Below are 14,170 nucleotides of genomic sequence, written 5' to 3' on the forward strand. Positions count from 1 at the left end.
GATATTTCTCTAAAAAATTATGGCATTTATTGACTATTATAAAATTTTAGATATTGATAAAAGTGCTTCCAATGCAGATATCAAAAAAGCTTACCGCAAACTTGCTCGAAAATACCACCCAGATTTAAATCCTAATGACAAAGAAGCAGAGGTGAAGTTTAAGCAAATCAATGAGGCTAACGAAGTTTTGAGCAATGCCGAAAATCGTAAAAAATACGATGCTTACGGTGAAAACTGGAAACATGGTGAAGCTTATGAGCAACAATCCCAGCACCAGAGAGCATCTCGACAACGACAACATTCACAATCTTCACAATTTGATGGGTTTGGAGATGGTGATTATTCAGATTTTTTTGAATCTATGTTTGGCGGAGGATTTTCAAACAGACGATCTTCAACACAATTTCGCGGACAAGATTTCAATGCCACTTTACAATTGAATTTAAAGGATGTCTTTACTTCCCAAAAACAGGTGTTAACCGTAAACGGAAATAACATTAGACTAACCATTCCCGCTGGTGTAACCAATGGTCAAATTATAAAAATAAAAGGAAAAGGTGGTGAAGGTATCAATGGTGGACCAAATGGTGATTTACTAATTCAGTTTGATATCATCAATGATACAGAATTTAGACGTGATGGTGAGCATTTATATAAGACCATTGATTTAGATCTATATAAAGCAGTATTGGGAGGAGACCTTACCGTTAATACTTTTGATGGCAAAGTAAAATTGAATATCAAACCACTTACCCAAAGTGGATCTCAAGTTAAATTAAAAGGAAAAGGTTTCCCTATTTATAAAAAAGATAGAGCATTTGGAGATTTATTTATAACTTATAATGTAAAGCTCCCAACCAAACTCAGCGATAAGGAAAAAGAACTTTTTGAAGAACTTGCAAAATTATAAAAGCTATGGAAGACAAAAATTATATCCCACTTCAAGACTTGTGCTCACATTATCAATTGGAAATCACTTTTTTTCAAGATTTGCAAAACCACGGTTTACTTGAAGTCACTACCATAAAAAAAACCTATTACATTCATGAAAATCACATTGCTAATGTTGAAAAAATGGTACGTTTACATAAAGATCTCAATTTGAATTATGAGGGTATAGATACTGTGTTTAACTTGCTTAACAAGATTGAAACTTTGCAGTTGGAGCTGAATACAGCAAAAAATCGATTGCGTAGATTTGAAGACTTCAAAATTTAAAAGTTTATGAATAAATTAATTATTGTATTAATTATAATCTTCGGAATTCAAATCCCAGGTTTTTCACAAAACAATGAAAATAAAGAATTTGGAGTAACAATTTTAAATATTGATAAATCCTATGAGTTTAAACCATACTCATCTACTTTAATTATTTTTAAAGGAAACACACATCTCATAAATAACTTTTTAGACTTAGAAAAACATATAAAAAGAACCTTTAGAAAAAAGTCCAAAAAACATAATTTAGAATTTAACTTTGAACTTAGTTCTGAAAAGTCTTATGGAGATGATCTAAAGAAAGTTCCTTCAAAAAAATATGACCCTATAGAATTTGATATCGTTTGTGAGATTTATCTCCTTGTTTCAGAAATAAAATCTTCGGCTATTAATAATATAGATGAAAGAAATCAAATTTATAATCTTTACGTCACTTTTAAAAATAATGTAGAAAAAACGACTATTACGGAAGTCGTATTAGAAGTAAAGAGTTTGGGAACTATTACAAGTCAGAATAAAAATATCGCAAAAGCAATTAGTGAAACCATTCTAAAATAAATTTCAAATTAAGGCGTAGAATTAGAAACCTGTAACACCTTCCCGTTGTAATACTTATTACCATTTAGAGCAAAATCCTGTATATACTTTGCCATTTCCAATGCAGTTGTTGGTGCTTGATAATCTGGGAATGCTTCTTTAAGCATTTCAGTTTGAACTGCACCTAATGCCAAAACATTAAATTGAGGCCCAGTTTCTTTATACTCCTCTGCAAGAAGTTCAGTAAGCGTGATCACTGCTCCCTTACTCGAGCTGTAAGCTGCCAGTCCAGGAAATTTCATACTGCCTTGAATTCCTCCCATCGAACTTATCGTGATGACGTGTCCATCTTTTTGCATAAAAGGAAGTACAATTCTTGTCATTTCAGCTACACCAAAAACATTAGTTTCATATATTTTTGCGAAGTCCTTAAAAGTCGTTTCACCAAACGGTTTATTAACCAACATTCCTGCATTATTAATTAAAATATCAACGTGTTTAAATTCATCTTTGATAAACTGTTCTACTTTTTCATAGTCGTTTACCTCACACAAATCAAAAGCAAATGATGAAATATTATCAAAATTAAGATTACTTACCGGTTTTGCATTTCTAGATAAGGCCAATACGTTGTGTCCTTGATTTGCAAACAAATGCACCAATTCAAAACCAATTCCCCTACTCGTTCCTGTGATAATAATATTTTTACTCTTCATTTAAAAGAACTTCTTTAGTTGGTGCATTCATCATTCCCTCTAATGCAGGAATCATTTTATTCATAAAACTAGCCATATGTTGATAATCCATTTTATCTGCCTCGTCATCTACATGATGATAGTAATCAAAGTTTGTAAAATCAAACGTTGAAATTGCATGAGCAGGTATGTTTAATTCCTTAAAAAACGGATAATTATCTGACCTAAAGAAAAGGTTCATTTCTTGAGCTTTATCAAAAAAACCGACGACTTCCTCACCTGCATAACGGTTTAAAGTTGGTGCAAAATTAGAACGATTATATCCGCTCATGTATGCTATTGGCTTCCCTTCGGCTCTTGGTACACCTATCATTTCAAAATTAATCATAGTATAAGCGTTAATCCCTTCTTGTTTTAATCTTTCAGCTAAATGAGCAGATCCTTTAAGTCCCATTTCTTCTGCGGAATATAAAGTAATCAAAATACTTCTTTTATTCGTCTTGGTTTTTGCAAAATAACGACCAAACTCCATTGCTGCAATAGTGCCAGATGCATCATCGTTTGCACCATTGGCAATAATATCGCCATCAACTTCTTTACCTTCTCCAATATGGTCATAATGTCCTCCAAGAATTATAAACTCGTTTTTTAATTTTGGGTCATTACCTTCAATGACACCTACTATATTAAATCCCTTAATGACCGGTGCTTTTTCTCCAGGTTTTGCTGCTCTCGAATTTTCAAATTCAAAATCATCCCGATACGTTTCAAAATAAGGTGTTATATTATTTTCCTTTAAGTAGCTCTCTATAAAAACTGCTGCTTTTTCAATGCCTGGTGTACCAGTTTCTCTACCGTTTAAATCATCTGAAGCCAGAAACTCCATACTTTTTTGAATTGATGATTGTTCAATCGTAACTTTTTCCGAAGAAATGGGATTGGAATTTGTACCTTTTTTGCCAGAGGAGCAGCTCCACATCGTTGCGATAAACAGTAATGAAAATAATTGTCTCATATTTATATTTTAGAATTTAAAGATAAAAAAATCCCAATTCAAAAACATTGAATTGGGATAATTATAAGTTATGAATAAACTTCGCCTTTACAGGCTTAGCGAATATAATGTCGTTTGTTAAACCAACATCGTTACAGGATTTTCGATATATCCTTTTAAGGTTTGTAAAAATTGAGCTCCAGTTGCGCCATCTACAGTTCTATGGTCACAAGCCAAAGTTAATTTCATTGTATTTCCTGGTACTATTTGTCCGTTTTTAACCACTGGCTTAGAAACTATTGCTCCCACAGAAAGTATTGCAGAATTAGGCTGATTAATAATTGATGTGAAACTTTCAATACCAAACATCCCTAAGTTAGAAATGGTAAATGTACTACCTTCCATTTCATCCAATGCTAATTTTTTATTTCTTGCCTTACCAGCAAATTCCTTAACTGCTGCACCAATTTGTGGTAAGCTTTGCTCATTTGCAAATTTCACAACAGGTACTAATAACCCGTCAGGAACCGCAACTGCAACTCCAATATGAACATGGTTGTTCAATTTCATTCTATCGTCAAACCACTGCGAGTTAACTTGTGGATGCTGCTTTAAAGCCAACGCACAAGCCTTAACGATCATATCGTTAAAAGATATTTTTGTATCTGGCAGCGAGTTATATTGTACTCTAAAAGCCATTGCATTGTCCATATCAAACTCCACATTTAAATAGTAATGTGGTGCAGTAAATTTAGATTTTGCTAAGTTTTTAGCAATTGCCTTACGCATATTTGAATTTGGAATCTCATCAAAATCTTCTTGACCAGTTGGTACAAACTTACCAACAGATGCAGCCTGGGAACCAGGTGTGAAATTCTCAATATCGCGTTTTACGATACGTCCATTTTCTCCACTACCTTTTAATTGGGATAATTTAATGCCTTTCTCCTCTGCCATTTTTTTGGCTAAAGGCGACACGAATATTCTACCAGAATCTGAACTTGAACTTGAAGCTTTAGTTTCTTGCTTAGGCGTATCTTTTTTAGTCTCCGTTTTTGAACTTTCCTCGCTCTCTTTGGTTTTTAATTCTTTTTCTTCGGAAGATGAATCTTTCGATGTTTCTTTAGTTTCAGGCTTTGATGAAGACTTTTCTTCGGAAGATGAGCCTCCAGCCTTAAAGTTATTAGCCACACCTGAAACATCAGTTCCTTCTGGGCCAATGATAGCCAAAAGTGCATCTACTTTTGCAGACTCTCCTTCATCTAAACCAATATGTAAAAGCGTTCCAGATTGAAATGATTCAAACTCCATAGTTGCTTTATCGGTTTCGATTTCTGCGAGAATATCACCTTCTTCAACCTCATCACCTACTTTTTTCAACCATGTTGCAACCGTTCCTTCTTCCATAGTGTCGCTTAAACGTGGCATGGTTACAACGATTACACCATCTGGTAAATCTTGAGACTTTTCTACTCTATCGTCTTTTTTATTTTCTTTTTTATCTTCTTTGTCTTTCTTATTTTCTTCGGAAGAAGATTCTTTTTTACTGTCGTCGCTATCTTTAGTTTCTTCTATGTCCTCTTCATCACTATCATCATCTGATGACTCATCATCATCTTGTGCTTTAGCTTCCGAAGCATTACCGTTAAGATGCTCTGAAATATCCTCTCCTTCTTCACCAATGATCGCCAAAAGTGTATCTACCTTTGCGGTTTCTCCTTCCTGGATGCCAATATGAAGCAGTGTACCTTCATTAAAGGACTCAAACTCCATCGTTGCCTTATCGGTTTCAATCTCTGCGAGAATGTCGCCTTCCTCTATTTTATCTCCTACTTTTTTCAACCACGTTGCGACGGTTCCTTCTTCCATGGTGTCGCTCAAACGAGGCATATTAATTATCTCTGCCATTGCTTATATTTTGTGTTGAATAAATGGGTAATCTTCTTGTTCGTAAACCGCATCGTACATGACGCTTTTTTCTGGATATGGCGATTCATCTGCAAATTTCTCACATTCGCTTACCAGTTTTTTAACACGCTTATCAATGTCTTTTAACTCATCTTCTGTAGCATATTTCTCTTCAAGAATTATATCTCTTACTTGAGTAATAGGATCTATTTTCTTGTATTCCTTAACCTCATCCTTGGTTCTGTAATGTTGAGCATCACTCATTGAGTGGCCTCTATAACGATACGTTTTAAGTTCTAAAAATGTTGGTCCATCTCCTCGTCTTGCTCTTGAGATTGCTTCATCAAAAGCTTCGGCAACTTTTACTGGGTTCATTCCATCTACTGGTCCGCATGGCATTTCATAACCCAATCCTAATTTCCAGATATCTGTGTGATTTGCTGTACGTTCTACAGACGTTCCCATCGCATAACCATTGTTCTCACAAACGAAAACTACAGGTAAATTCCATAGCATAGCTAAGTTGAAAGTTTCGTGTAAAGATCCTTGACGTGCTGCTCCATCTCCAAAACAACATATTGTTACCGCATCTTTGTCGTGGTATTTATCACCAAATGCAATTCCTGCTCCTAACGGGATTTGACCACCTACAATACCATGACCTCCATAAAAACGATGTTCTTTAGAGAAAATGTGCATGGAACCACCAAGACCTTGTGAAGTACCTGTTGCTTTACCGTACAACTCTGCCATAACGCGTTTGGGATCAACTCCCATGCCTATGGGCTGTACGTGATTTCTATAAGCAGTAATCATTTTATCTTTGGTCAAGTCCATAGCATGGAGTGCACCAGCTAAAACAGCTTCTTGACCATTATATAAGTGAAGAAATCCTCTTACCTTTTGTTGGATATATACTGCAGCTAATTTGTCTTCAAATTTTCTCCAGAATAACATGTCCTCATACCATTTAAGGTAAACTTCTTTAGTGATTTTTTGCATTTGATCTATTATTTATATCTAAAATAATTTTCTCGCCTCATAGTTTGTGAGCAACTAGTTCATGTTCCGAAGAAAAAATCGAAACAGACGAATAACAAAAGTAACACTTTAGTTAGTAATGAAAAAACCCAAAATCGTTAATTTATTACGAAATCGTTATAGAAAACTTTTATCGAATCCTAAAGGTAATAAATTAGCGAGAGAATTTGATTTTATAACTTTACCAAAGGTGCCCATAAAATAAATCTCTATAGAGGATTCTTGTTTGAACTCATACTCTGCTATAGATTGTCTACACGCTCCACATGGTGGAATTGGCGTTGTAGTAGATTGAGATTGTGAACCTGCTGTTAATGCCATTTTTAAAATTTTAGCATCTGGAAATTGCGCGCCTGCATAATAGATAGCTGTTCGTTCTGCACAAAGTCCTGAAGGATAAGATGCGTTTTCTTGATTATTACCGGTTATGACTTCACCATTATCTAATAAAATTGCAGCTCCAACCAAGAATTTTGAGTATGGAGCATAAGCTTTTAGTCTTATTTTTGAAGCCTCTTTCATTAAATTGGCGACATCTTTAGGAAGTTCATTTAAATCTTCATAAACAGTAAAGGAGGATTCTATTTTTATGTCTTTCATCAAAAACGTATTTAGACAAAAAAACTATTGTTTTTTTAACAATAGTTTTTTTTTAAGTTGAAATATTTTATTTACTAATACTCATCGTATTCTCCATCCCCAAAGTTAAATGTTAGAGAAAAACGCAATGTGTTTTCTAACGGACTTTGAATTTTAGATGCTGAAAACAAGTATGATAAATCAATATTTATTGTTGTGTATTTAAAACCAGCTCCAAGTGCAAAAAACTTACGCGCACCCTTATCGTCACTTTCATTAAAATATCCTGCTCTAAAGGCAAATGAGTCTTGATATAAGTACTCTGCTCCCAATGCCCAAGTAAACTCTTTAAGTTCTTCACTAAATCCTCCCGGTGCATCTCCAAAAGATTGGAACACTCCAGATAAGAAATCTACATTATTATCTTGGCCTGCAGTGATAATTGTTGGTTCGCTCTCATCAATACTTGTAGTTGAAGCATCATCTGAAGTTTGCTCTCCATCTCCATTGGTGTCAACAAAACCGAATAATGGAGGTGTTGGCACTAAAAGTTTAGTCACCTCTGCAGTAACTGATAGTTTATTATATTCATCAAAAATGAAATCAAAACCACCACCTAATCTTAAATTTGTTGGAAGAAAGTTTTCTCTACCTCCATCATCGTACTTAATTTTTGGACCAAGATTTTGAATAGCAAACCCTAAACGAGTTCTACCATTAAAGCTATCATAAGCTTCTTCTTCACTTTGATAAAAACCAGAAATATCTACTCCAAAAGATCCTGCTGCAGTTGCATTTGCATCTACTGCCTGAATTCTTAAATCTGAACGTAAGTAACGTAAAGCAACAGCCATAGAAAATTGATCTGCCAAACGAAGTGAATAAGATGCATCTACGGTAAATTCATTAGGTTTTTCAATTAAAGGTTCTGAAAATTCATCTGGACGAATTTCAATTTCACCTAAACCAAAGTATTTGAAACTCACCCCAAACGCACTTCTATCATCAATTCTATTGAAATAAGTTAAATATGCGATTGAAATATCGTTTACCAATTTACTGAGATAAGGTGTGTAACTTACCGCGATACCTGATTTTGCTTCAGAAAACGTGTATTTAGCTGCATTCCATTGTTGTGAATAGGCATCTACCGATGTAGCAACTCCCATATCTCCCATTGCTGCAGACCTAGCATCTGGCGCAATTAGCATAAACGGAACTCCTGTAGTTATAACTGTAGATTGATTAGGAAATGTTATTACTTCTCCTTCTTGCGCGTATGTATAATGAATTGCAACAAGAAAAACTATGGCTAAAATGTAATTTTTCATATGTGAATTTAAGTTCATATTAAGGTATTGCTACTAATAATATATGTAGCAAATATAATTTATTATTATAGTATGACAAGTTTTTCGATTTTTTCGACTTGTTTATTTAAACGGTTAGATCGTACTTTTAGTTTATATACGTACACTCCTTTTCCAATTTTATCACCAAAATCATCTCTTCCATCCCAAACTATATCTTTCGACAGGGAACTTGTCACTTTACCACCTCCATTGGTTTGACCATTTAGCGTGCGAACCAATTTACCTGATACTGTAAAGATTTGTACTGAAACGTCTAAAACATCTGAACTATTGTGATTGAACCAAAATTCAGTATAATCAATAAATGGATTGGGATAGTTTAAAACGTTTGTAATCACTAATTCTTCATCTTTATCCCTTACATTAAATTCTATTTGAGATGTTGAAGCATTATTATAAACATCCCAAGCTTTTAGAGTTAAAGTATGTAATCCTGGTTCAAGATCTCTAAACGGGAAGCTTAATTTACCATTAGTAAAATCGTCAACATTGGCTTGATAATAATCATTTAAGATAAATGGATTGGTTTCATCACCATCGATGATTGCTGTGATATCATGACCAATTCCGCTTGCGGTATTGATTCCATTATCATCTTGAAGGTTTGCAATTAGTGTAGGTTGCTCATTTGTTATACCGCCAGAAACAAAGTTTTCGTCATTAAAAAATAAATTGATGACAGGTCCAATATTGTCTTCTTCTGCATTTTCATTTATTCCTCCTACTTGAATATTAAAACTGTAACCCGATTTGTCGTCTAAAATATTATCTTGTTTAGAATAAAAACCAACTTTACCCTCACCCACAGGAATACCAATATCTCGAGGCACAACAAACTGAAAATCGAATTTTCCATTAGTTGCTGTAGCTTGACCTTTGAAAATTGTTTCTCCTTGTGTTGTAAAATCCATTAATATAAGTTCCCCACTACTAGTTGTACCATCATTGCCCAACGTTTCTCTATCAATTTTTTTATCAAATACTGTTGCGGTAACGATCCCATTATAGTTAGACAGAAAGTTTCCTGAGGTATCATAAACTTCTCCAGACATTTTTACACGATCTAAAGCTTTGAGTGGCTCAGTTTGATCTGCTAATGCCACATCGTTAATTGCGGTTAATCTTACTTCTGGTTTTGCGATTGAAAGTTTCATTGCTGGATCACCAATAAAAAATACTAGAGATTTTTGATTGATCCCAACAATAGAAGGATCATTTTTTGTTAGCCTTAAGGCTTCTGCCATTGAAGGATAATCATTTGAACCAAAATTAAATAAGTAGGTATCCAATTTTTTATTAAAAGACACACCAACGGTAACAAAAATCTGTCTTGTAGTTGTTATCAAAGCTATGGCTCCTCCTTCAGTATTCCAATAGGTGAATTCTCCTGCTGTAATGCGCTGTGGGTTGTCAAACTTTGTAAACTCACAGGTTACTGTAATAAAGAGGTTAAACTTACAAATGTTTCTAATTTCTTGGGCATCTACTTTGGTGAAAATTCGTTCTCCTGCCAACCCATCTTCACCTCCATGACCAAAATAATTTACTACAAGTGCTCCTACTTCAATTGCATTTTTTATTGCATCATTTACCGCAGGATATCGCTCACCACTCGCAGTTGACTGTTGTTGATAAGAATCTGAATGAATCTTAGTAACATTAATAAAAGGTTTTTCTTGGGTTAACTCATCAGCTATTTCATCGGTAGTGGATTCTAAGATTATTTCCCAATCTAAATTTACATCATCAGAAATCATAACTACGTTATTTCTCCAACTCCCAAATGCTTCTTCACCATAATAACCTTCTATTTTATCAACTAGTTCTTTAGCTTGTTGTGGAGATCCTGCTAATATTCTACCAACTGCAATATCCAGACGCTCTTCTTCTTCCATTTCTCCTTCATTTTCATCCATCATTCCGTAGAAATCATCTGAAATAAATGAATTTACAAGACTGAAACTTTCTGCGGAATTCCATGTTGGAACAATATTGGTGTTATTTGGAACCCTGTCCTTATAATCATAAGATGCATCACCAAATAGACATAAATACTTTAAACGCTTACTAGGCTCACTTGCATTACGATATACATACTGAACCATATTTCTTATGGCAGCGACATCCTGTTTACCAGAACTAAACTCTGTATAAATTTCATTAAGCGTAACAATTTTTATATTTAGATTATATTGATCCCTATTAATTTGAGCTAATCTTTGTGCTTGGTTGACATAATTATTATTTGCTATTATAATGTAATCTAGATCCTGGAATTCTCCTTGTTCATTTAAAAATATAGTTCCCTTTATATTTTGATTACTAACACTTGAATTGGAGTCTCTTGAGGGTTGAAATAAATCGAGATTAGTTACGGTGACGTACTTTTTTGCTATTCCTGCAATATCTTTGTAATTAATTGTAGAATTTTGATCGCTATTTAAAACTGCTTTGACATTGTACTTATCTGTAATATCCCAAACCTCTTGAACATTCGATGTATTATTAAGTGAGTATTCAACAACGCCTGAACTTAACGCGACATCCTTATTTTTAAATACAAATTGATTTCCTTCAAATATTAATTGTCTTGTTGCCTCTATTGAAATGTAATCTAAATAACCTTGAGTAGAAGGGTTGCCATTATTATTATAAATTAACTTAACTGCTACTTCTGAAGAAGAAATTGTGACGTCATTAACTACTGAACTTCCAAATGCTAAAGTGGGATCGTCAACTGGTGAGAAATTCATTGTTCCCTCTAGATTACCATTAACAACAACTTGCATATTACTTGATGTTGTTTCACTTACTCCTGCTGCAAGTACTCTTACCTTAGCAGGCACTGTAGATATTATATTTGGAAAGCTGAAATTAAAAGTTTGTTCATTTTCTACATCAAAGCGTTCACCAAACCAACGTCTCCCAATTTTGCCTAAATTATTTTCATCCACTTCATGAAATTGATAATCCTGAAATGTATCAATTGATAAATTAGGTTCGTCTTCTGGTTGGTTTAATAACTGTATGCGTTTACCGAAATTACCCTGAGTAGTGATATAGTAATACGACTTATTAGAGTATAAATTTATATTAGTGTCACTTTCTTGGTTGTATTCAGTAGGTCCTTCAGCATAAAACAATATATAATCATTATCATTGAACACGCCATCTTCTTCTCCCACAAACCTTATTGCATTTTGCTGCAAATCTATTGGAGCGGGCTCGCTATTTGACAAAGGAAGCATTGCGCCTCCATTACCATAAACTTTAATAGTTCTTGGATCTACATTTGTATTGACACCCAAAGAGTTCAAAAAACTTTTATTTAATATGAATACTCCAGATTTTTCAACATAAAATTTATGCCATTGCCCAGAACTCAGAACAGAGTTAACTATGTCTTGAGTATCTTGAGCTGACCTATTGAAGTTTCCTCCAAGTTGGTAATTCACAGTAAATGCAGTGATTTTTTTATAAACTCCCCTATCGTTTATTATTGGAGTAATCTCTAGATAGGCAGATATATTTTCTCTTTCAATCGCGTTCTTTAGTTTGATTTGAGGTGAATTAGGAATTGTTGTAACGGATAAATCTTTTAATTCTGAAACACTTACAGTCTCGTATGATACTTGTAGTAATTCTATTGAATTCTCATCTATTTGTGAAGACACTTCCCATTGTGAAAAAAAAGTAATTCCTTTTTTAGAACTATAACCAAAATGGCTTTTATCAAAACTAGGTACTTCAATTGTTGAGTTAGCTGTTTCTAAAACTGTGTAGCCATTCCAGTTGATGGTGAATTGCCTTTGTTGACTATAAACAAGTAATGAAATAAATAAAAATGGTAATAGTATGTATTTTTTCATAGTTAAATAACGTCTAATGAGTCATGATATTACTTAGTCTAATTTTTTTATTCAAAATTACAACAATAATTAATTTATTCATTCGTTATTAAAGACGAAATACATCGATTAAACGACTAAAAGTCCGTTATGGTGTATAAAAAAAGGGATGAAATGCAGTTTTTTTTGAATGATTTTATTAAAAAGTATTGTAAGTTTACCTTTAATTACTATATTGCGTCTCTAAAATTAATTTAGCTTACTTAAAAGTATGGATATGAAAAACGTCTTAAATCTAAGGATACTATTAGCCCTAGTGATATCTTTAACAATTGTTAGCTGTAGTAGAAACTCTTCTAAAAACACATCAAGAGCTACAGGATGGAAAATCAACGATAAGAATGGTGGTTTTCAATATAATGATAAATTCCAAGAGCAAGAAACTGCTCCAGGGTTAGTATTTGTAGAAGGAGGAACTTTTACAATGGGTAAAGTACAGGATGATGTTATGCATGATTGGAACAACTCGCCTAACCAACAACACATTCAATCATTTTATATTGATGAAAGCGAAGTAACCAATCTTATGTACTTACAATATTTAGATTGGTTAAAAAGCGTTTATCCGCCAGAAGAAGAAAACTTTAGACTAATTTATGAAGGAGCATTACCTGACACCTTAGTATGGAGAAACCGTTTAGGCTATGCAGAGATGATGACCGAAAATTATTTACGTCATCCAGGTTATGGTGAATATCCTGTTGTCGGTGTTAGTTGGATTCAAGCAGTTGAATTTGCTAGCTGGAGAACAGATCGCTACAATGAATTAAACTTAGAAGGTGCTGGATATATTGAGAGAGATGCAAAACTATCTGCGTCTGCAGAGAGCAACTTTAATACAGATACATATATCAACGCTCCTACACTTACTTATGGAGGAAATGACTCAATCATTAATCCAGACAAATCGAGACGTAGAGTACAAACTACAGCAGCAGGTGATACAATCAACCAATATGCAAAAAGAGAATCTGGTTTAATTTCTCCAGATTATAGACTTCCTACCGAAGCAGAATGGGAATATGCAGCTTTAGGTATGAGTGAATTGAGAAGCTTTAACGTATATAGAGGTCGTAAAAAATACCCATGGGACGGGCAATACACACGTTCTGGAAAAAGAAAGACTAGAGGTGATCAATTAGCAAACTTCAAGCAAGGTAAAGGAGATTATGGCGGTATCGCTGGATGGTCTGACGACGGAGCAGATATTACTGCAGAGGTTATGTCATACGAGCCTAACGATTATGGAATTTATGATATGGCTGGTAATGTTGCAGAATGGGTTTATGATGTTTATAGACCAATAGTCGATGATGAGTTCAATGATTTCAACTATGTAAGAGGAAACGTATACTATAAAAACTCAATAAACGAAGATGGTACTGTTAAAGTAATTACTCCAGATGAAATTGTTTATGATACTTTAAGTAACGGTAGAATCGTAGCAAGAAATTTACCAGGAGAAATTTTACAAGTTGGTGTTGACGAAAACGAAACATACTTAAGGACTAACTTTGATAAAAGCGACAATAGAAACTTTAGAGATGGTGACGCTAGATCCTCACGTATGTATGCAGATAATTTTGAAGATGAAGATGATGGAGATAGCAACAACGAGACACGTAAAATGTATAACTCACCAAAACATAACGTTGAGAGAGATTCTTTAGGAAATTTAATTAAGAAATATGATACTTCTAACCAAAGAACATCTCTAATTAATGATGAAGTTAGAGTGTACAAAGGAGGTTCATGGAGAGATAGAGCTTATTGGATTGATCCAGCACAGCGTAGATACTTCCCACAAGATATGGCAACAGATTACATTGGGTTTAGATGCGCAATGTCAAGAGTTGGCTCTAAATCGCAAGATAAAAAGAAAAGAAACTAGAATATTTCTTTTAAATATGCAAAGGT

General features: G+C 34.0%; 11 protein-coding genes. 4 read left to right on the top strand and 7 right to left on the bottom strand.

Features of this window, described 5'->3' with window-relative positions; all coding sequences use genetic code 11:
• The first annotated feature begins 19 nt into the window (after positions 1 to 19).
• From GQ40_RS09990 to GQ40_RS10000, 3 genes are read left to right on the top strand one after another with little or no spacing between them, the layout of a single operon-like run.
• On the top strand, positions 20 to 910 hold the full coding sequence (locus GQ40_RS09990) for a DnaJ C-terminal domain-containing protein (protein ID WP_047547932.1): 891 nt from the start codon (positions 20 to 22) through the stop codon (positions 908 to 910).
• A 5-nt stretch (positions 911 to 915) separates the two neighbouring features.
• Positions 916 to 1,218, top strand: a complete 303-nt coding sequence (locus tag GQ40_RS09995) for a chaperone modulator CbpM (RefSeq protein ID WP_047547933.1) — start codon at positions 916 to 918, stop codon at positions 1,216 to 1,218.
• A 6-nt stretch (positions 1,219 to 1,224) separates the two neighbouring features.
• Positions 1,225 to 1,776 (top strand): hypothetical protein, encoded by a 552-nt coding sequence (locus GQ40_RS10000; protein WP_047547934.1) that lies wholly within the window; start codon positions 1,225 to 1,227, stop codon positions 1,774 to 1,776.
• Between the two features lie 8 nt (positions 1,777 to 1,784).
• On the opposite strand, the gene GQ40_RS10005 is transcribed toward GQ40_RS10000, so the two are convergent.
• From GQ40_RS10005 to porU, 7 genes are all read right to left on the bottom strand, one after another.
• Positions 1,785 to 2,471, bottom strand: coding sequence for an SDR family NAD(P)-dependent oxidoreductase (locus tag GQ40_RS10005; RefSeq protein ID WP_047547935.1), 687 nt, complete (start codon positions 2,469 to 2,471; stop codon positions 1,785 to 1,787).
• Positions 2,461 to 3,465, bottom strand: a complete 1,005-nt coding sequence (locus GQ40_RS10010; RefSeq protein WP_047547936.1) for a M28 family metallopeptidase — start codon at positions 3,463 to 3,465, stop codon at positions 2,461 to 2,463. Before GQ40_RS10010 ends, GQ40_RS10005 begins: the two co-directional genes overlap by 11 nt.
• A 117-nt stretch (positions 3,466 to 3,582) precedes the next feature.
• Positions 3,583 to 5,352: a pyruvate dehydrogenase complex dihydrolipoamide acetyltransferase gene (locus tag GQ40_RS10015; RefSeq protein WP_047547937.1), complete on the bottom strand. Its 1,770-nt coding sequence runs from the start codon at positions 5,350 to 5,352 to the stop codon at positions 3,583 to 3,585.
• A 3-nt stretch (positions 5,353 to 5,355) separates the two neighbouring features.
• On the bottom strand, positions 5,356 to 6,354 hold the full coding sequence (gene pdhA, locus GQ40_RS10020) for a pyruvate dehydrogenase (acetyl-transferring) E1 component subunit alpha (protein WP_047547938.1): 999 nt from the start codon (positions 6,352 to 6,354) through the stop codon (positions 5,356 to 5,358).
• 156 nt (positions 6,355 to 6,510) lie between these two features.
• Positions 6,511 to 6,993 carry a cytidine deaminase gene (gene cdd, locus GQ40_RS10025; RefSeq protein ID WP_047547939.1) on the bottom strand — a complete coding sequence of 161 codons (483 nt, stop codon included), beginning with the start codon at positions 6,991 to 6,993 and terminating at the stop codon, positions 6,511 to 6,513.
• A gap of 74 nt (positions 6,994 to 7,067) precedes the next feature.
• Positions 7,068 to 8,303, bottom strand: a complete 1,236-nt coding sequence (gene porV / locus GQ40_RS10030; protein ID WP_047551836.1) for a type IX secretion system outer membrane channel protein PorV — start codon at positions 8,301 to 8,303, stop codon at positions 7,068 to 7,070.
• A 65-nt stretch (positions 8,304 to 8,368) separates the two neighbouring features.
• Positions 8,369 to 12,214, bottom strand: a complete 3,846-nt coding sequence (gene porU / locus GQ40_RS10035) for a type IX secretion system sortase PorU (protein WP_047547940.1) — start codon at positions 12,212 to 12,214, stop codon at positions 8,369 to 8,371.
• Between the two features lie 250 nt (positions 12,215 to 12,464).
• Between porU and gldJ the strand changes: the two genes are divergently transcribed.
• Positions 12,465 to 14,144, top strand: coding sequence for a gliding motility lipoprotein GldJ (gene gldJ / locus GQ40_RS10040; RefSeq protein ID WP_047547941.1), 1,680 nt, complete (start codon positions 12,465 to 12,467; stop codon positions 14,142 to 14,144).
• Positions 14,145 to 14,170: the final 26 nt, after the last annotated feature.

The organism is Psychroserpens sp. Hel_I_66 (genome assembly GCF_000799465.1).
Classification (GTDB): Bacteria; Bacteroidota; Bacteroidia; order Flavobacteriales; family Flavobacteriaceae; genus Psychroserpens.

Excerpts from the sequence above, each read along its gene's own strand:
- pdhA (WP_047547938.1), bottom strand. The coding sequence starts at position 6,354 with ATGCAAAAAATCACTAAAGAAGTTTACCTTAAATGGTATGAGGACATG.
- GQ40_RS09990 (WP_047547932.1), top strand. The coding sequence starts at position 20 with ATGGCATTTATTGACTATTATAAAATTTTAGATATTGATAAAAGTGCT.
- GQ40_RS10005 (WP_047547935.1), bottom strand. The coding sequence starts at position 2,471 with ATGAAGAGTAAAAATATTATTATCACAGGAACGAGTAGGGGAATTGGT.
- porV (WP_047551836.1), bottom strand. The coding sequence starts at position 8,303 with ATGAAAAATTACATTTTAGCCATAGTTTTTCTTGTTGCAATTCATTAT.
- gldJ (WP_047547941.1), top strand. The coding sequence starts at position 12,465 with ATGGATATGAAAAACGTCTTAAATCTAAGGATACTATTAGCCCTAGTG.
- GQ40_RS10000 (WP_047547934.1), top strand. The coding sequence starts at position 1,225 with ATGAATAAATTAATTATTGTATTAATTATAATCTTCGGAATTCAAATC.
- porU (WP_047547940.1), bottom strand. The coding sequence starts at position 12,214 with ATGAAAAAATACATACTATTACCATTTTTATTTATTTCATTACTTGTT.
- cdd (WP_047547939.1), bottom strand. The coding sequence starts at position 6,993 with ATGAAAGACATAAAAATAGAATCCTCCTTTACTGTTTATGAAGATTTA.
- GQ40_RS09995 (WP_047547933.1), top strand. The coding sequence starts at position 916 with ATGGAAGACAAAAATTATATCCCACTTCAAGACTTGTGCTCACATTAT.
- GQ40_RS10010 (WP_047547936.1), bottom strand. The coding sequence starts at position 3,465 with ATGAGACAATTATTTTCATTACTGTTTATCGCAACGATGTGGAGCTGC.
- GQ40_RS10015 (WP_047547937.1), bottom strand. The coding sequence starts at position 5,352 with ATGGCAGAGATAATTAATATGCCTCGTTTGAGCGACACCATGGAAGAA.